The sequence below is a fragment of the Pseudoxanthomonas sp. SL93 genome, from assembly GCF_026625825.1.
Lineage (GTDB): Bacteria > Pseudomonadota > Gammaproteobacteria > Xanthomonadales > Xanthomonadaceae > Pseudoxanthomonas_A.
In genome coordinates this window covers 2,146,706-2,162,124 of the sequence record NZ_CP113065.1, presented here as the reverse complement: position 1 = coordinate 2,162,124, position 15,419 = coordinate 2,146,706, and the positions used below count along the sequence as shown (strand labels likewise).

Below are 15,419 nucleotides of genomic sequence, written 5' to 3'. Positions count from 1 at the left end.
GAAGCCGCGAGCTTAACAGCCCGCGGCCCGCTGATCGCTTCGCGCATGTTGCGGTTTGGGAAAACTGTGTGCCGTTACTTCTTCAGCGCGTCGCGGATCTCGCGCAGCAGCACGATGTCTTCGGGCGTGGTGGCTTCCGGTGCGGGTGCGCGCACCCGGTTGTAGGCCTTCAGGAACAGGAAGATCACGAAGGCGATGATCAGGAAGTCGATGGCGGTCTGCAGGAAGGCGCCGTACTTCAGCAACAGCGCGGGCACGATCTCCTTGCCTGCTGCATCCAGCTGCGCTTCGCGCAGGGTCACGGCGAGATCGCTGAACTTCACGCCGCCCATCATCAGGCCCACAAGCGGCATCACGATGCCGTCGACCAGACTGCTGACGATCTTGCCGAAGGCCGCACCGATGACGACACCGACGGCCAGGTCGACCACGTTGCCGCGCGCTACGAACTCCTTGAACTCGCTGATCATGCCCATGCCATGTCCTTGTCAGTCAGCGCCTGCGCGCCGTCGGGCCGACTATATCGCACGGGCCGGCCATCAACCGGTGATGCGTCCGCGCAACTCGGCCACGCCGTCGAGCGTGGCGACGAACGTGTCGCCCGGCACCAGCGCGGCCACGCCTGCCGGCGTACCCATGAACACCAGGTCGCCCGCCTTCAACGCGTAGAGCATCGAGAGTTCCTGCAGGATGTCGGGCACGTCCCAGATCAGGTCGGTCAGCGCACCGTGCTGGCGGGTCTGGCCGTTTACCTGCAGGGTCAGCGTGCGGTCTTCCAGCACGCCGGCCTCGGCGACCGGGACCAGTTCGCTGACAGGTGCTGAATAGTCGAAGCCCTTGCCGGTATCCCACGGCAGGCCCTTCGCCTTCGCTGCGCCTTGCAGGTCGCGACGCGTCAGGTCCAGGCCCACGCCGCAGGCGATCACCAGCGCCTGCGCCTGTTCGCGCGACAGCGGGCCCTTCGGCGCATCCTGGCCCAGCGCCACCACCAGTTCCACTTCGTGGTGCAGGTCACGCGTACCGGGCGGGTAGGGGACGTCCGCATCGCCGGTGACGATGGCATCGGCGGGCTTGTGGAAGAACACCGGCGTGCCGCGTTCCGCTTTCGAAGCGGGCGCGGTCGCGCCCATCTCGCGGGCATGGTCGGCGAAGTTGCGGCCGACACAGAAGATGCGCCGGACGGGGAAGGTGGCGCCGCCTCGGACGGGGACGCGCGGGATCGGCGGGGCGGGAATGATGTCGGTCATGGCGGCCACAGAGGGAGTGCGACCGCAGAGTTTAGGCGAGTGATATGCGGGACGGGTACCGCATCAATCACGCAGGCCGCGCAGCGGCTGGCTTGGAGGAGGATTGCGCGCAAGGCGTCAGGCAGGCTTGCAGTTTCCGGCGCGCTACACTGTTTCCTGGCGCCTGCCAAGCGAGCGTCGCGCGAACACGCCCCTACTCACCGTCTAGGCGCGTTGCGACGCGATTGAGGGTGCGGGAACCGATGATTCCAGTGGGCGCGGCTTGCGGACCACGCTGTATTCGGCATCGACCACGCGGGCGTCGCGTGCCTGCGGCTTGCCACGCTGGCGCACCAGCTTGTAGACCAGCCCGGCGGCGATCATCGCCGCGCCCACGAACACGCTGAAGAACACCAGCACCCCCAGCAACACGACACCCAGCAGGCCCAGGCCGACCCGCAACAGCGGATGGCGCGGCTTGCGCGGAGCGAAGGCATGGCGGAAGGCGTTGAACTGGAAATGGCGTGCGTACATGGTCGGGCGTCGTGACAGAATGCGGCCGGGGCCGGTGCATGCAGTATCGGGTGACCGTTTGATGACCGTGTGAGAACTTCGTTAATCGCCATGCGACTGATTGCCCTGAACGACATCGCCGACGGTGGATTTGCCGAAATTGAGACCATGATCGGCGACGATGCCGAGTCCTTGATCCTCCATCGGGACAGCGGCGAGGTCCGTGCCTGGCTGAACGTATGCCCGCACGCAGGCCGGCGCCTGGACTGGGCGCCGGGGCAGTTCCTGAAAAGCAAGGATGGCTACCTGGTGTGTGCCGCGCACGGCGCTTCCTTCGAACTCGTCCGCGGCGACTGCATCGCAGGGCCGTGCCGCGGTGATTCCCTGCGCAGCGTCCCCGTCGAGATCCGCGATGGCGAGGTCTGGCTGGCCTGACGCGCGGCCGTCAGCCGACCGCCTGCAGGATCACGCAGTGCCATCCGGTGCGGTAGGTCTCGTAGCCGGGTGAGGCCGCCTGCGCGATGCAGTGCGGGCGCCCCTCGAGCATCTCTTCCGCCGCGCCGCGCGGCACGGCGAACAGTGCGTCCCGGCCGGGGAGTTCCAGCCGTCCATTGCCACCCTGGCCCGCCGAATCGGCCAGCACATGACCTTGGGCATCGATGATGCAGACCCGGCTGCGCCGCCACTCGGCTTCCGACAGCGGGGTGTTTTCCACGATGGTCTGTGCCAGTGCGTCCCAGCGGAACACGATACCCAGCACCCCCAGCACGCGGCCCTGCACGCGACCGCCTTCGCGCACCGTGCAGGAGTACACCAGGACCCGCTCGCCACCTGCCAGCGTACTGGCATGCATCGACTGGAAGCCGAACGCCTCGCCACTGTCCGTCCGCATGGCGCTCTGGAACCAATCCTGACCCGCCACGGATTGCCCGGCGGAGCGGTACTGCCGTGGCCGGCCGTTGGCCAGCACGTTGCCGTGCAGGTCGGTCAGCACCAGGTCGAAGTAGACGGTATAGGAATCCAGGATCTGTCCCAGGCGCTGGCTCGCATGCGCCAGGGCGGCGGGTTGCGGGTCCTGCGCAGCGGCCACCATCGCGCCGTCGGTGGCCCACCAGCGCACGTCGCAACTCCGCTCGTACAGGTTGCGGTCGATCAGGTCGATGTTGGCCAATGCCAGGTCGGTCAGGCGCGTGCGCCGCACATCGTTCTGCAACTGGTCCAGGCGCTCGCGCAGGTCGGTACTGGTGCGCCCGGCCATGCGGTCGATGTCCTGCGCGGTTTCACTGACGCGGCGCGACAGCGTGTCCATTTCCTCGGCGATCACGCCGAAGCTGCGCCCGGCCGCGCCGATGCGGACGGCTTCGATGCGTGCGTTCATCGAGATGATGCGGGTGATGCGGTTGATTTCGTCGATGCGTTGCAGCGACTGCCGCAGCTGCTTGAGCAGGGAATCCGAGAGCCCGGACACCGACTGGATATGGTCGTCGATGCCGGCATCGGAAACGGGGGCGACAGCACGTGCGTTCATGGGGCTCCTTGGGGAAGGGCGGGACCGGCACGATGCGATGCGGCGAGCGCGGCAGCGTGAAGCGGGTCCCGTTGTTGAGGCGCTATCGGCCCGGATGCGGACGGCTTTAACCGGCACCGTTGCGGTGCGTGTTTGCCCCCGGATGGGGCGGCCCCGGCGAGCCTGTTGGACGCGCACGGGCGCCGCACCGGAATCCGGCGATCTTCGGTTTACGCGAGGTCGGCAGGCGCATCGCTGCGGCGATGAAGCCGCCCCAGTACATGCGGCGGGATGGATGAATCGGTATTCCGCGTTGCTGCTGCTGTTTGAAGCTGCCGCAGGCATTGATACGGAGGGTGGCCCTGCGCATCCACGCGGACCACATCGCGAAAAAAAATGCCCGCCGATCGGCGGGCATCTTCATCTCAGAGGCGATGCTTACTTCAGCGCCTTGAACCGCAGGCGGTGCGGCTGCGCGCCTTCGGCACCCAGGCGGCGCTTCTTGTCTTCCTCGTACTCGCGGTAGTTGCCCTGGAAGAACTCCACGTGGCTGTCGCCTTCGAAGGCGAGGATATGCGTGGCGATGCGGTCCAGGAACCAGCGGTCATGCGAAATGACGAAGGTGTTGCCGGGGAATTCGAGCAGTGCGTCTTCCAGCGCGCGCAGCGTTTCGATGTCCAGGTCGTTGGACGGTTCGTCGAGCAGCAGCACATTGCCACCCTGCAGCAGCGTCTTGGCCATGTGCAGGCGGCCGCGTTCACCACCGGACAGCGAACCCACCAGCTTCTGCTGGTCCTGTCCCTTGAAGTTGAAGCGGCCGATGTACGCGCGCGACTGGATTTCCACGCCGTTGATGTTGAGGATGTCCAGGCCGCCGGAGACTTCCTGGAAGACGTTGTGGTTGCCTTCCAGCTTGTCGCGGCTCTGGTCCACGTACGCCAGCTTGACGGTCGGGCCCAGGTTGATGGTGCCGGAGTCGGGCTTTTCCACGCCGGTGATCATCTTGAACAGCGTGGACTTGCCGGCGCCGTTCGGGCCGATGATGCCGACGATGGCGCCGGCCGGCACCAGGAAGCTCAGGTTGTCGATCAGCAGGCGGTCGCCGAAGGTCTTGGAGACGTTCTTGAACTCGACCACGCTGTTGCCCAGGCGCTCGCCCGGCGGGATGAAGATCTCGTTGGTCTCGTTGCGGCGCTGGTAGTCGACCGACTGCAGTTCGTCCAGGCGGGCCAGGCGCGCCTTGCCCTTGCTGCGGCCGCCCTTCGCGTTCTGGCGCGACCATTCCAGTTCCTTCTGGATGGCTTTCTGGCGGGCCTTTTCCTGGTTGTCTTCCTGCTTCAGGCGCTCTTCCTTCTGCACCAGCCAGTCGGTGTAGTTGCCCTTCCACGGAATGCCGCGGCCGCGGTCGAGTTCCAGGATCCATTCGGCGGCGTTGTCGAGGAAGTAGCGGTCGTGGGTGACCGCCACCACGGTGCCGGTGTAGCGGGCGAGGAACTGTTCCAGCCACTCCACCGATTCGGCATCCAGGTGGTTGGTGGGTTCGTCGAGCAGCAACATGTCCGGCTTCTGCAGCAGCAGGCGGCACAGTGCCACGCGGCGCTTCTCGCCGCCCGACAGATTGCCGACGATGGCATCCCACGGCGGCAGGCGCAGCGCGTCGGCGGCCACTTCCAGCTGCTGCTCCACCATGTGCGCATCGCCGGCGGCCAGGATGGCCTCCAGGCGCTGCTGCTCGGCGGCCAGCTTGTCGAAGTCGGCGCCTTCCTCGGCATAGGCTTCATAGATCCGGTCCAGCGCGGCCTGCGCCTGCAGCACTTCGCCCACGCCTTCCTCGACCGCTTCGCGCACGGTCTTGGTCGGGTCCAGCTCCGGCTCCTGGGCCAGGTAACCGACCTTGATGCCGGGCTGCGGACGGGCTTCGCCCTGGAAGTCCGTGTCCACGCCGGCCATGATCTTGAGCACGGTGGACTTGCCCGCGCCGTTCAGGCCCAGCAGGCCGATCTTGGCGCCCGGGAAGAACGACAGCGAGATGTCCTTGATGATCTGGCGCTTCGGCGGCACGATCTTGCTGACGCCGTTCATGGTGTAGATGTATTGCGACATTGCTGGGAACTCCGCAGACGGACAGCGGCGGCCTGCCGGGCAGGGGCCGCGAAAGGAAAATCGGGATGACCGGGATTATCGCGGATATGGGGGTGGGGCGCCAATTTGTCCACCCGCCCATGTCGCGGGGGCCGGCGGGCGGCCCGGGCGCGGTCGGGCGGGGCGGGAACCGTCAGCGGGGAACCGTTACAATCGGAGCCCCCGTTTCCAGCCCCGGAGTGACGATGTTCCCGCGCGATGCCCGTATCGAAGGTTACGACCCTGAACTGGCGGCGGCCATCGCCTCCGAAGCCCAGCGCCAGGAAGACCACGTCGAGCTGATCGCCAGCGAGAACTACGCCAGTCCGCGCGTGCTGGAGGCCCAGGGCAGCGTGCTGACCAACAAGTACGCCGAGGGCTATCCGCACAAGCGTTACTACGGCGGTTGCGAGTACGTGGACATCGCCGAGCAGCTGGCGATCGACCGCGTGAAGCAGCTGTTCGGCGCCGACTACGCCAACGTGCAGCCGCACTCCGGCTCGCAGGCCAACCAGGCCGTGTATTTCGCCCTGCTGAATCCCGGCGACACCATCCTGGGCATGAGCCTGGCCCATGGCGGCCACCTGACCCACGGCGCCAAGGTCAACGCCTCCGGCAAGCTCTTCAATGCGATCCAGTACGGCGTGAACGACCAGGGCCTGATCGACTACGACGAAGTCGAGAGGCTGGCGCTGGAGCACAAGCCGAAGATGGTCGTGGCCGGTTTCTCCGCTTATTCGCAGGTGGTGGACTGGGCGCGCTTCCGCGCCATCGCCGACAAGGTCGGCGCCTACCTGTTCGTCGACATGGCGCACGTGGCGGGCCTGGTGGCCGCCGGCGTCTACCCGAATCCGCTGCCGCACGCCCACGTGGTCACCTCGACCACCCACAAGACGCTGCGCGGTCCGCGTGGCGGCATCATCCTTGCCAAGGGTGCGGGCGAAGAGATCGAGAAGAAGCTGCAGAGCATCGTCTTCCCGGGCATCCAGGGCGGCCCGCTGATGCACGTCATCGCGGCCAAGGCCGTCGCCTTCAAGGAAGCGCTGGAGCCGGAATTCAAGGCCTACCAGGCGCAGGTGGTCAAGAATGCGCAGGCGATGGCGAAGACGATCATCGCGCGCGGCTACAAGATCGTGTCCGGCGGTACCGAGAACCACCTGATGCTGGTCGACATGATCGGCAAGGACGTCAGCGGCAAGGATGCGGAAGAGGCGCTGGGCAAGGCGCACATCACCGTCAACAAGAACTCCGTGCCGAACGACCCGCGCAAGCCCTTCGTGACCTCGGGCCTGCGCATCGGCACGCCCGCGGTGACCACGCGCGGCTACGGCGAGCAGGACTGCATCGACCTGGCCAACTGGATCTGCGACGTGCTCGACGCGCCCGCCGACGAAGCGGTGCTGGCGAAGGTGCGGGACAACGTCACCGCACAGTGCCGCAAGTACCCGGTTTACGGCTGATCGGATGCACTGCCCCTTCTGCCAGCACACCGACACCCGCGTCATCGATTCGCGGGTCTCCGAAGACGGCGCGACGATCCGGCGCCGGCGCGAGTGCGAGGCCTGCGGGGAGCGCTTCAGCACGCTGGAGAACATCGAGATCAAGCTGCCGGCGGTCATCAAGAGCGATGGCCGCCGCGATACGTTCGATGCCCGCAAACTGCGCGCGGGCTTCGACCGCGCGTTGCAGAAGCGTCCGGTTTCAGAAGAGCAGATCGAGTCGGCGGTGCGCGCGGTGGTACACGGCATCCGCATGAGCGGTGAACGCGAAATCGCCTCGCGGCGGATCGGCGAGTTCGTCATGAACGAGCTGCGCAAGCTCGACCACGTCGGTTACGTGCGTTTCGCGTCGGTCTATCGCAGCTTCGAGGACGTGGCCGACTTCCGCGAGGAGATCGAGAAGCTCGAACGCGACCTGCCCAGCGCCAGCGGCCAGTTGCCGCTGCTGGGCGGCGACGTGGTGCCGTTCGACAAGAACCTCGACAAGTCCAAGAAGCGCTGAGGCGCGTGGACATCGTCTACCTGAGCGACCGCATGGCGCTGGCCCATTCGCTGGCCGCCGCGCACGTGGACGCATTCGGTGCGCTGCTGCCGGACTGGACGCTGCCGCAGGCGGAAGAAGAACTCCGGACCCACACGCAACGTTGCGCCATCCCCACCACGCTGGTGGCCGTGGATAGCGACGACTGGCTGGGCTCGGTCAGCCTGCTGCAGAACGACCATGACGATATCCGCCAGTATTCCCCCTGGCTGGCCAGCCTGGTGGTCAAGCCCGCGGCCCGCCGCCATGGCGTGGGCCGCGCGCTGGTCGCGCGCTGCGTGGCCGATGCCGCCGCGCTGGGCGTGCCCACGCTGTACCTCTACTGCACCGACACCGTGGACTACTACCGCGCGCTGGGATGGCGCGTGCACGACCACCTGCCGCTGGGACCGTTGTCGGTCACGGTGATGGCGATCGAACCCCGCCTGCCGGGACCGCCGGATGACGGCGCCAGAACGAGGATGCCGCTTCCGTGAACGATACGAACTTCACCGCCACCGACCACCTGCACATGGCCCGCGCGCTGCGACTGGCAGAACGGGGCGCCTACACCACGCGTCCGAATCCGATGGTCGGCTGCGTCATTGCCCATGGTGACGACGTCGCGGGCGAGGGCTGGCACAGGAAGGCGGGCGAGCCGCATGCGGAGGTCTTCGCCCTGCAGGCGGCAGGAGAGCGGGCGAAGGGCGCCACCGCCTACGTCACCCTGGAGCCGTGCGCGCATACCGGGCGCACCGGCGCTTGCGCGGAGGCATTGGTCGCGGCGGGAGTCGCGCGCGTGGTGGCCGCGATGCGCGATCCCTTCCCGCAGGTGGATGGCGCGGGCTTCGACCGGCTGCGCGCGGCCGGCATCGCGGTGCAGTCCGGCTTGATGGAAGCCCAGGCGCGGCGGCTGAACCGGGGATTCCTGTCCCGCATCGAGCGCGGCCGGCCCTGGGTGCGGGTGAAGCTGGCCACCAGCCTGGATGGCCGTACCGCGATGGCCAACGGCGATTCCAAGTGGATCAGCGGCGAGCCGTCGCGCCGCGACGTCATGCGCTGGCGGGCGCGCGCCGGTGCCATCCTGACCGGCGCGGGCACGGTGCTGGCCGACGATCCGTCGCTGACCGTTCGGTTCGGCGACGACACTCCCTTCGAGCCGCCGTTGCGCGTGGTACTGGACCCGGGCCTGGCGACGGTTGCGCGCGGCCACGTGCGCGAGGGCGGCGCGCCCACGCTCTACGTGCATGCGGCCGAGGCGAAGCCGCCCCGCGGCGTGGAGGTGCCACGCGTCGTGGCGCCGGCGACCGGCAGCAATTTCGACCTGCGCGCGGTGCTGGAACTGCTCGCGCAGCGCGGCATCAACGAAGTGCACGTGGAGGCCGGCGCGACGCTGGCCGGTGCCTTCCTGGCGGCGGGCCTGGCCGACGAGGTGCTGCTGTACGTGGCGCCGGTGCTGCTCGGCGACGATGCGCGCCCGCTGTTTGGCGGCCTGGGCATCGAGGCGATGGCGCAGCGGCTGCACCTGGCGATTGTGGACGCCCGTACGATTGGCGAAGATCAGCGCCTGCTGATGCAACCGACCGACCGCCATTGACGTAACCCTGCCATGACCGCGTTCAAGGACCACTTCTCGGGGGTTGCCGACGTCTACGCCGCGTCGCGTCCCACGTATCCCGACGCACTTTACGATGCCATCGCGGCGACGGTGCCGCCGACGGCACGGGTGTGGGAGCCGGGCTGCGGCAGCGGGCAGGCGACGCGGGGGCTGGCCGCGCGGTTCGCGCACGTGCATGCGACCGATCCCAGCGCGGCGCAGATCCAGCGGCACTGGGCGCATGACCTGCCGGACGCCCACGTCACGCTGGCGGTGGAAGTCGCCGAGACCACGGCGCTCACCGATGAAAGCGTCGACCTGGTGGCCGTGGCGCAGGCCCTGCACTGGTTCGACCGCTATCGCTTCTTCGCCACCTGTGAGCGCGTGCTGCGCCCGGGTGGCGTGCTGGCGGCGTGGACCTATCAGGACATCGTGTTCGAAGACGACCTGGCCGACGTGGCGGAAAAGGTCCGCGACGACATCGACCCCTACTGGCCGCCGGAACGCGATGACGTGGACATGGGCTACGGCGATTACGTCTGGCCGTTCGACCTGCTGCCCGCGCCACGCCTGTGGCTGACCGCGCAGTGGAACCTGCCCACGCTGCTGGGCTACTTCACCAGTCTGTCGGCCACCGCCAGCTACCGCGCGGCCACCGGGCAGGATCCGGTTTATGCGCACACGCCGGCGCTTGCCGAGGCCTGGGGCGATCCCGCGCGCGTCCGCACGATGCGCTGGCCGCTGATCCTGCACCTGCGCAGGAAGCCCCTGTAACGGGCGGAACAGTGCGTTCGGGGGCCGACCGCGAGGGCGGGGTGTAGAATGTGCCCGCCGGTCCGCCGGCACACCACCAACAACGTCTTCAGGGCGGGGCGAGATTCCCCACCGGCGGTAGGTCGCCCAGCGACGAGCCCGCGAGCGCCTCCGGTCCCATCGGAGGGTCAGCAGATCCGGTCAGATGCCGGAGCCGACGGTCATAGTCCGGATGAAAGAAGACGGCATCGCCGATCCGCGCGCCCGCGCGGGGTCGTGCGCCTGCCTTCGCGCCCCGGAGGCGTTTTTCGCTTGCCTGCCTGCGAGAGACGTCCCATGCCCCAGACCATTTCCCTTGTCCGCGCCACCCGTCATCGGGAGCTGTGCTGATGTTCACCGGCATCATCGAAGGGGTCGGTCGCATCGCCGCGCTGGACGCCGTGGGCGGCGATGTCCGCCTGACCGTTGCCGTCGGCAGCCTGCCGTTCGATGCCGTGCAGCTGGGCGAAAGCATCGCCGTGAACGGCGTGTGCCTGACCGTGATCGCCTTCGACGCTTCGAGCTTCCAGGCCGATGCTTCGACCGAGACGCTGGCGCTGACCACGCTGGGCCGCCTGGCGCCCGGTGCCGCCGTCAACCTGGAGCGTGCCATGCGCCCGACCGACCGGCTGGGGGGCATCTGGTCAGTGGCCACGTCGATGGCCTGGGTGCCGTCATCGGCATCCATGACGATGCCCGCGCGCAGCGCTGGCGTTTCGCCGCGCCGGATGCGCTGCTCAAGTACATCGCGAAGAAAGGCTCGATCTGCGTCGATGGCGTCAGCCTGACCGTCAACGAAGTGGATGAGGAGGGCTTCGAGGTCGCGCTGATCCCGCACACCGTGGCGCATACCGCCTTCGCGCACACGGCGGTGGGTGATGCGGTGAACCTGGAGATCGACCTGGTCGCCCGTTATGTCGAGCGCCTGCTGGGCGCGCGCGCCGCCGGAGACGCCGCATGAACTTCGCATCGATTCCCGAACTGCTGGAAGAGATCCGCAACGGCCGCATGGTCGTCATCGTCGACGACGAGGACCGCGAGAACGAAGGCGACCTGATCATGGCGGCCGAACTGGTCAAGCCGACCGACATCAACTTCATGGTCACCCACGCGCGTGGCCTGGTCTGTCTGTCGCTGACGCGCGAGCGCTGCACGCAGCTGGGCCTGGCGCCGATGGTGCAGACCAACACGGCGCAGTTCCACACCAACTTCACCGTCAGCATCGAGGCGGCGGAGGGCGTGACGACCGGCATTTCCGCCTACGATCGCGCGCACACCGTGCGTACCGCCGTGCGGCCGGATGCGAAGCCCAGCGACCTCAGCCAGCCCGGCCACATCTTCCCGCTGATCGCCCAGCCCGGCGGCGTGCTGACGCGCGCGGGGCACACCGAGGCGGCCAGCGATCTGCCGATGCTGGCCGGGCTGGAACCGGCCGGCGTGCTGGTGGAGGTGCTGAACCCGGACGGCAGCATGGCGCGCCGCCCGCAGCTGGAAGTCTTCGCGCGCGAGCATGGCCTGAAGATGGGTTCCATCGCCGACCTGATCGCCTATCGGCTGGCCACCGAACACACCGTCGAGCGCGTCGACGAACGCGACATCGAGACCGAGTTCGGTCCGTTCCGGCTGGTGACCTATCGCGATCGCATCGCCCATGACCTGCATTTCGCCCTGGTGCGCGGTATGCCCGATGCGGCCACGCCCACGCTGGTGCGCGTGCAGGTGGAAAACCCGCTGAGCGACCTGCTGCACTGGCGGCGCGACGATTTCGGCGTGCATGCCACCGATGCGCTGCGGGCGATCGCCGCCGAGGGGCGCGGCGTGATGGTGGTGCTGTCCGAGCCGCGCAACGCCGACGCCTTGCTGGCCCGTCTCTGCAAGCAGCCCGAAGCCAGTCCGCATGCCAAGGACGTGGGCCAATGGCGCCGCAACGGTGCCGGTGCGCAGATCCTGGCCGACCTGGGCCTCGGCAGGCTGCGCGTGCTGGGCACGCCGCGCCGGCAGGTGGGCCTGGCCGGCTTCGGCCTGGATGTCGTCGAGTACGTCGCGCCCTGACGTATCCCAGGGACCGCAACGGGTCCCGCCCCGGCGCCTGCTAAACTCCCCCACCCCAAGGAATCCCGCCATGCCCCATTACGAAGGCGATCTGCGCGCCCCCGAAGGCGCCCGCTTCGCGATCATCGCCAGCCGCTGGAACCCGCGCATCACCGATGTGCTGGTCGCCGGTGCGCGCCAGAGCCTGGCCGGAAACGGCGTGGCCGACGATGCGGTGGACGTGGTGCGTGTGCCGGGCGCATGGGAGATCCCGGTCGCGGCCGCACGCCTGGCCGGCGACGGCCGGCACGTCGCCATCATCGCGCTGGGCTGCGTGATCCGGGGCGACACGCGCCACTACGAACATGTCGCCGACCGCTGCGCCGAAGGCCTGATGCGCGTGCAGCTGGATTCCGGCGTGCCGGTGGTGAACGGCGTGCTGGCGGTGGAACGCATCGAAGATGCCGAGGCCCGCGCAGGCGGCAGCCACGGCAACAAGGGCGAGGAGGCCGCGCTGGCCGCCATCGAGATGGCGCAGCTGCTGGAACAGTTGCCGTAACCCAAGAATCGCAGGAGCAGACGTGAGCCGACATCCCCATTCCCCGCGCAAGGACGGCGTCGACCCGGTCACGCGCGCCCGCGCCCGTCGCCGCGCGCTGCAGGCCGTCTATGCGTGGCAGATGTCCGGCGGCGAAGTGGGGCAGGTGATCGCCCAGTTCGCACACGAACAGGCCCACGAGATCGCCGACCTCGAGTACTTCGAGGATCTGGTGCGTGGCGTGGTGCGGCATCGCGCCGACCTGGACGAAGCCTTGCTGCCTTACCTCGACCGCACCGTCGAGGAAGTGGATCCCATCGAGCGCGCCGTGCTGCGCATCGCCGCCTACGAGCTGCGCCATCGCATCGACGTGCCGTACCGCGTGGTGCTGAACGAGGCCATCGAGACCTCCAAGCGATTCGGCGCCGAACACGGACACACCTATGTCAACGGCGTGCTTGACCATGCCGCGGTAGCGTGGCGTCCCGCCGAAGCGACCGCCAAGCCCCGCTGATCGCAGTGCCGGTGCCCACGCCCCTGGGGCGCGCCGGCCGCGCGGTATGCTCGTCCGATGAGCACCGGTGAGTTCGACCTGATCGCCCGCATCCGCGGCCGTGCGACCACGCGAGGTGACGTGCTGCTGGGCATCGGCGACGACGCCGCACTGCTGGCGGTTCCCGCCGGCCTGCAGCTCGTGGTCACCGCCGACACCTTGAATGCCGGCATCCACTTTCCGCACGACACCGTCCCGGCCGATATCGGCTGGAAAGCGCTTGCCGTGAACCTCTCCGACCTCGCCGCGATGGGCGCGCAACCGGCGTGGTGCACCCTGTCGCTGTCCCTGCCGCAGGCGGATCCGGTGTGGATCGATGCCTTCCTTGATGGGTTCCTGCCGCTGGCGGCGCAGCATGGCGTCGCGCTGGTCGGTGGCGACACGACGCGCGGGCCGCTGTCCATCTCGGTGACGGCGATGGGCCTGGTGGAACCGGAACATGCGCTGCGACGCGACGCGACCCGGGTCGGCGATGATGTCTGGGTGACGGGAACCCTGGGCGATGCGGCGGGCGGACTCGCCCTGCTGGATCGCCCGTCGCCACCCCTGCTGCGCGCGCGCCTGGACCGGCCGACGCCACGCGTGGAGGCGGGTCGCGCATTGCGCGGCATCGCCACGGCCTGCGTCGATGTGTCCGACGGCCTGCTGGCCGACCTGGGCCACATCGCATCGCGGAGCGGGCTGGCGGCGCAGGTCGATATCGATGCGTTGCCTGCGTCGGAGGCCTTGTGCGCCGCGTTCGATGCAGCGACGCGCGCTCCCTTGCAGGCCAGTGGTGGCGACGACTACGAACTCTGTTTCACCGCGCACGCCGATGCACGCGCAAGCGTCGAAGCCGTGTCATTGCAGCTCGGCCTGCGGATCACGCGTATAGGCCGCATGGTGGCGGGCGACGGTGTGCGGCCGGTGCATTCCGATGGCACGCGATGGTCGTCGTCGCGCCACGGTTACGACCACTTCGCGTAGCAATGAGGCGGTCGTGGGAGCGACGTGAGTCGCGACTCCGGACTTTCCGTCTGCATGAACGCGGTCGCGCGTCCGGACGAGTACCAGCGCCCCTTGATCTCCCGGGCGCTGGCCGTGCGGTCGCGACTCACGCCGCTCCTACAAAGGTGCTGGCGGCAGCACCTTGCCGGGATTGAGGATGCCGTCGGGGTCGAACGCGGTCTTCACCGCGCGCATCAACTCCAGCGTGGCCGGTGTGAACGCATCCGCCATGAAGTCGCGCTTGCTCAGGCCGATGCCGTGTTCGCCCGACAGCGTGCCGCCCAGCGCCAGCACCTGCGCGAACACCCGTGGAAGCGCCGCCTGTGCGCGCGCGGTTTCGGCGGGATCGCCGTCGTCGTACATGATGTTGACGTGCAGGTTGCCGTTGCCGGCATGGCCGAACACGACGATCGGAAGCCGCGACGCGTCGGCAAGGGCTTCCACGCCCGCCACCAGGTCGGGAATGCGCGACACCGGCACCACCACGTCCTCGTTGATCTTGCCGGGCTTGATGGTGCGCAACGCCGGTGAAAGCGCGCGTCGCGCGGCCCACAGCCGGTCGCGCGCACTGCCGTCGGCGGCGACATCCAGCGCGAGCATGCCGTCGCCTTCGGCGGCGTCGGCCAAGGCCTGCAGCGCGTAGGGAAGCGTGTCGTCATCGCCATCGGCTTCGACCAGCAGCATGGCGCCGGCCTCGGGCACGTCGCTGCCATGGCGGCGGATCAGCGCGATGGCGTTGCGGTCCATGAATTCCAGCATGGCCGGCGTCACCGGCCGCGCCATGATGCGCGATACCGCCGCCGCCGCTGCCGCCGCATCGCGGTAAAGCACGCGCAGGCCGGCCTGCGCGACCGGACGGGGCGAAAGCTTCAGCGTGGCTTCGACGATCAATGCCAGCGTGCCCTCGCTGCCGGTGATCAGATGGGTCAGGTCGTACCCCGTCGAATCCTTGGTGTACGCACCGCCGCAGCGGACCAGTTCGCCGGTGCCCGTCACCGCGACCAGCCCCAGCACGTTGTCGCGCGCCGTGCCGTACTTCACGGCGCGCGGGCCGCCGGCATTGGTGGCCAGGTTGCCGCCCACGCTGCACAGGTCTGCGCTGGAAGGGTCCGGCGGCCAGAACAGGCCGTGCGGCATCAATGCCTGCTGCAGTTCGCCATTGAGTACGCCGGGTTCGACCACGGCGCAGCGGTCCGCCGTGCGCAGTTCCAGGATGCGGTTCATGCGCGCGAACGAGACCACGATGCCCCCATGCGTCGGAACGGCGGCGCCGGTGGTGCCCGTTCCCGCGCCACGCGCCACGATCGGCACGCGATGGCGGCGGCAGGCACGGACCAGCGCGATGACCTGCTCGCGCGTGCGGGGCAGGGCGACGCCGTCGGGCAATGCCGCACGGCGCGAATCGTCCTCGCCATGACGCCGCCGCGCCGCGTCGTCGGTCAGCCAGCCATCGCCGAGCAGGGCGGACAGTTCGTCATCCAGCGAAGAGGGAAGTGAGGTCGACATGCCGGCATTGTAGGTGGCTGGCCGGCGCG

The 15,419-nt window shown here is 68.5% G+C and carries 17 protein-coding genes, 1 pseudogene and 1 riboswitch; of the genes and pseudogenes, 11 read left to right on the top strand and 7 right to left on the bottom strand.

Annotation, left to right across the window (positions count from 1 at the left end; genetic code table 11):
• Window positions 1-74 precede the first annotated feature (74 nt).
• The 3 genes from mscL to OVA13_RS10255 form a co-directional block, all read right to left on the bottom strand.
• Window positions 75-476 carry a large-conductance mechanosensitive channel protein MscL gene (mscL, locus tag OVA13_RS10265; RefSeq protein ID WP_267790386.1) on the bottom strand — a complete coding sequence of 134 codons (402 nt, stop codon included), beginning with the start codon at window positions 474-476 and terminating at the stop codon, window positions 75-77.
• A 63-nt stretch (window positions 477-539) separates the two neighbouring features.
• Window positions 540-1,247, bottom strand: coding sequence for a fumarylacetoacetate hydrolase family protein (locus OVA13_RS10260; protein WP_267790385.1), 708 nt, complete (start codon window positions 1,245-1,247; stop codon window positions 540-542).
• Window positions 1,248-1,451: 204 nt separating this feature from the next.
• Window positions 1,452-1,760: a hypothetical protein gene (locus tag OVA13_RS10255; RefSeq protein ID WP_267790384.1), complete on the bottom strand. Its 309-nt coding sequence runs from the start codon at window positions 1,758-1,760 to the stop codon at window positions 1,452-1,454.
• A 90-nt stretch (window positions 1,761-1,850) separates the two neighbouring features.
• Here OVA13_RS10255 and OVA13_RS10250 point away from each other — a divergent pair, with 90 nt between their 5' ends.
• Entirely contained in the window at window positions 1,851-2,174 is a 324-nt protein-coding gene (locus tag OVA13_RS10250; RefSeq protein WP_267790383.1) for a Rieske (2Fe-2S) protein, read from the top strand.
• 10 nt (window positions 2,175-2,184) lie between these two features.
• Here the strand turns inward: OVA13_RS10250 and OVA13_RS10245 are convergent, their stop codons facing one another.
• The 3 genes from OVA13_RS10245 to ettA all read right to left on the bottom strand — a co-directional run bounded on the left by OVA13_RS10245 (window position 2,185) and on the right by ettA (window position 5,349).
• Window positions 2,185-3,267: a methyl-accepting chemotaxis protein gene (locus OVA13_RS10245; RefSeq protein ID WP_267790382.1), complete on the bottom strand. Its 1,083-nt coding sequence runs from the start codon at window positions 3,265-3,267 to the stop codon at window positions 2,185-2,187.
• A 106-nt stretch (window positions 3,268-3,373) separates the two neighbouring features.
• Window positions 3,374-3,670 (bottom strand): hypothetical protein, encoded by a 297-nt coding sequence (locus OVA13_RS10240; protein ID WP_267790381.1) that lies wholly within the window; start codon window positions 3,668-3,670, stop codon window positions 3,374-3,376.
• 14 nt (window positions 3,671-3,684) lie between these two features.
• Window positions 3,685-5,349: an energy-dependent translational throttle protein EttA gene (gene ettA / locus OVA13_RS10235; RefSeq protein WP_267790380.1), complete on the bottom strand. Its 1,665-nt coding sequence runs from the start codon at window positions 5,347-5,349 to the stop codon at window positions 3,685-3,687.
• A gap of 224 nt (window positions 5,350-5,573) precedes the next feature.
• On the opposite strand from ettA, the gene glyA reads away from it, so the two are divergent.
• From glyA to thiL, 10 genes and pseudogenes are all read left to right on the top strand, one after another.
• The gene (glyA, locus tag OVA13_RS10230) at window positions 5,574-6,827 is read left to right on the top strand and encodes a serine hydroxymethyltransferase (protein ID WP_267790379.1); all 1,254 of its coding nucleotides are present in this window, start codon (window positions 5,574-5,576) and stop codon (window positions 6,825-6,827) included.
• Between the two features lie 4 nt (window positions 6,828-6,831).
• Window positions 6,832-7,368, top strand: a complete 537-nt coding sequence (nrdR, locus tag OVA13_RS10225) for a transcriptional regulator NrdR (protein WP_267790378.1) — start codon at window positions 6,832-6,834, stop codon at window positions 7,366-7,368.
• 32 nt (window positions 7,369-7,400) lie between these two features.
• Window positions 7,401-7,883 carry a GNAT family N-acetyltransferase gene (locus OVA13_RS10220; RefSeq protein WP_267793506.1) on the top strand — a complete coding sequence of 161 codons (483 nt, stop codon included), beginning with the start codon at window positions 7,401-7,403 and terminating at the stop codon, window positions 7,881-7,883.
• Window positions 7,880-8,983, top strand: a complete 1,104-nt coding sequence (ribD, locus tag OVA13_RS10215) for a bifunctional diaminohydroxyphosphoribosylaminopyrimidine deaminase/5-amino-6-(5-phosphoribosylamino)uracil reductase RibD (protein ID WP_324288196.1) — start codon at window positions 7,880-7,882, stop codon at window positions 8,981-8,983. The genes OVA13_RS10220 and ribD overlap by 4 nt, the downstream gene beginning before the upstream one ends.
• Before the next feature lie 12 nt (window positions 8,984-8,995).
• Window positions 8,996-9,757, top strand: a complete 762-nt coding sequence (locus tag OVA13_RS10210; protein ID WP_267790377.1) for a class I SAM-dependent methyltransferase — start codon at window positions 8,996-8,998, stop codon at window positions 9,755-9,757.
• 80 nt (window positions 9,758-9,837) lie between these two features.
• Window positions 9,838-9,984: riboswitch (FMN riboswitch) on the top strand.
• A gap of 141 nt (window positions 9,985-10,125) precedes the next feature.
• Window positions 10,126-10,736: pseudogene (locus tag OVA13_RS10205) on the top strand (riboflavin synthase).
• A complete protein-coding gene (ribB, locus tag OVA13_RS10200) occupies window positions 10,733-11,827 on the top strand; it encodes a 3,4-dihydroxy-2-butanone-4-phosphate synthase (RefSeq protein WP_267790376.1) in 1,095 nt (364 codons plus the stop codon). The pseudogene OVA13_RS10205 and the gene ribB overlap by 4 nt, the downstream one beginning before the upstream one ends.
• A 70-nt stretch (window positions 11,828-11,897) precedes the next feature.
• Window positions 11,898-12,365: a 6,7-dimethyl-8-ribityllumazine synthase gene (gene ribH, locus OVA13_RS10195; protein ID WP_267790375.1), complete on the top strand. Its 468-nt coding sequence runs from the start codon at window positions 11,898-11,900 to the stop codon at window positions 12,363-12,365.
• A 22-nt stretch (window positions 12,366-12,387) separates the two neighbouring features.
• Window positions 12,388-12,858 carry a transcription antitermination factor NusB gene (gene nusB / locus OVA13_RS10190; RefSeq protein ID WP_267790374.1) on the top strand — a complete coding sequence of 157 codons (471 nt, stop codon included), beginning with the start codon at window positions 12,388-12,390 and terminating at the stop codon, window positions 12,856-12,858.
• Window positions 12,859-12,915: 57 nt separating this feature from the next.
• Window positions 12,916-13,863, top strand: a complete 948-nt coding sequence (gene thiL, locus OVA13_RS10185) for a thiamine-phosphate kinase (RefSeq protein WP_267790373.1) — start codon at window positions 12,916-12,918, stop codon at window positions 13,861-13,863.
• Between the two features lie 138 nt (window positions 13,864-14,001).
• Here the strand turns inward: thiL and OVA13_RS10180 are convergent, their stop codons facing one another.
• Window positions 14,002-15,390, bottom strand: a complete 1,389-nt coding sequence (locus OVA13_RS10180; RefSeq protein ID WP_267790372.1) for an FAD-binding oxidoreductase — start codon at window positions 15,388-15,390, stop codon at window positions 14,002-14,004.
• Window positions 15,391-15,419 lie beyond the last annotated feature (29 nt).

What these genes read in the sequence shown, in the direction of transcription:
- OVA13_RS10180 (WP_267790372.1), bottom strand. Translation starts at nt 15,390, where the DNA reads ATGTCGACCTCACTTCCCTCTTCGCTGGATGACGAACTGTCCGCCCTG.
- OVA13_RS10240 (WP_267790381.1), bottom strand. Translation starts at nt 3,670, where the DNA reads ATGAAGATGCCCGCCGATCGGCGGGCATTTTTTTTCGCGATGTGGTCC.
- OVA13_RS10250 (WP_267790383.1), top strand. Translation starts at nt 1,851, where the DNA reads ATGCGACTGATTGCCCTGAACGACATCGCCGACGGTGGATTTGCCGAA.
- nrdR (WP_267790378.1), top strand. Translation starts at nt 6,832, where the DNA reads ATGCACTGCCCCTTCTGCCAGCACACCGACACCCGCGTCATCGATTCG.
- ribB (WP_267790376.1), top strand. Translation starts at nt 10,733, where the DNA reads ATGAACTTCGCATCGATTCCCGAACTGCTGGAAGAGATCCGCAACGGC.
- OVA13_RS10245 (WP_267790382.1), bottom strand. Translation starts at nt 3,267, where the DNA reads ATGAACGCACGTGCTGTCGCCCCCGTTTCCGATGCCGGCATCGACGAC.
- OVA13_RS10210 (WP_267790377.1), top strand. Translation starts at nt 8,996, where the DNA reads ATGACCGCGTTCAAGGACCACTTCTCGGGGGTTGCCGACGTCTACGCC.
- OVA13_RS10260 (WP_267790385.1), bottom strand. Translation starts at nt 1,247, where the DNA reads ATGACCGACATCATTCCCGCCCCGCCGATCCCGCGCGTCCCCGTCCGA.
- glyA (WP_267790379.1), top strand. Translation starts at nt 5,574, where the DNA reads ATGTTCCCGCGCGATGCCCGTATCGAAGGTTACGACCCTGAACTGGCG.
- ettA (WP_267790380.1), bottom strand. Translation starts at nt 5,349, where the DNA reads ATGTCGCAATACATCTACACCATGAACGGCGTCAGCAAGATCGTGCCG.
- ribH (WP_267790375.1), top strand. Translation starts at nt 11,898, where the DNA reads ATGCCCCATTACGAAGGCGATCTGCGCGCCCCCGAAGGCGCCCGCTTC.
- OVA13_RS10220 (WP_267793506.1), top strand. Translation starts at nt 7,401, where the DNA reads ATGGCGCTGGCCCATTCGCTGGCCGCCGCGCACGTGGACGCATTCGGT.
- thiL (WP_267790373.1), top strand. Translation starts at nt 12,916, where the DNA reads ATGAGCACCGGTGAGTTCGACCTGATCGCCCGCATCCGCGGCCGTGCG.
- mscL (WP_267790386.1), bottom strand. Translation starts at nt 476, where the DNA reads ATGGGCATGATCAGCGAGTTCAAGGAGTTCGTAGCGCGCGGCAACGTG.
- OVA13_RS10255 (WP_267790384.1), bottom strand. Translation starts at nt 1,760, where the DNA reads ATGTACGCACGCCATTTCCAGTTCAACGCCTTCCGCCATGCCTTCGCT.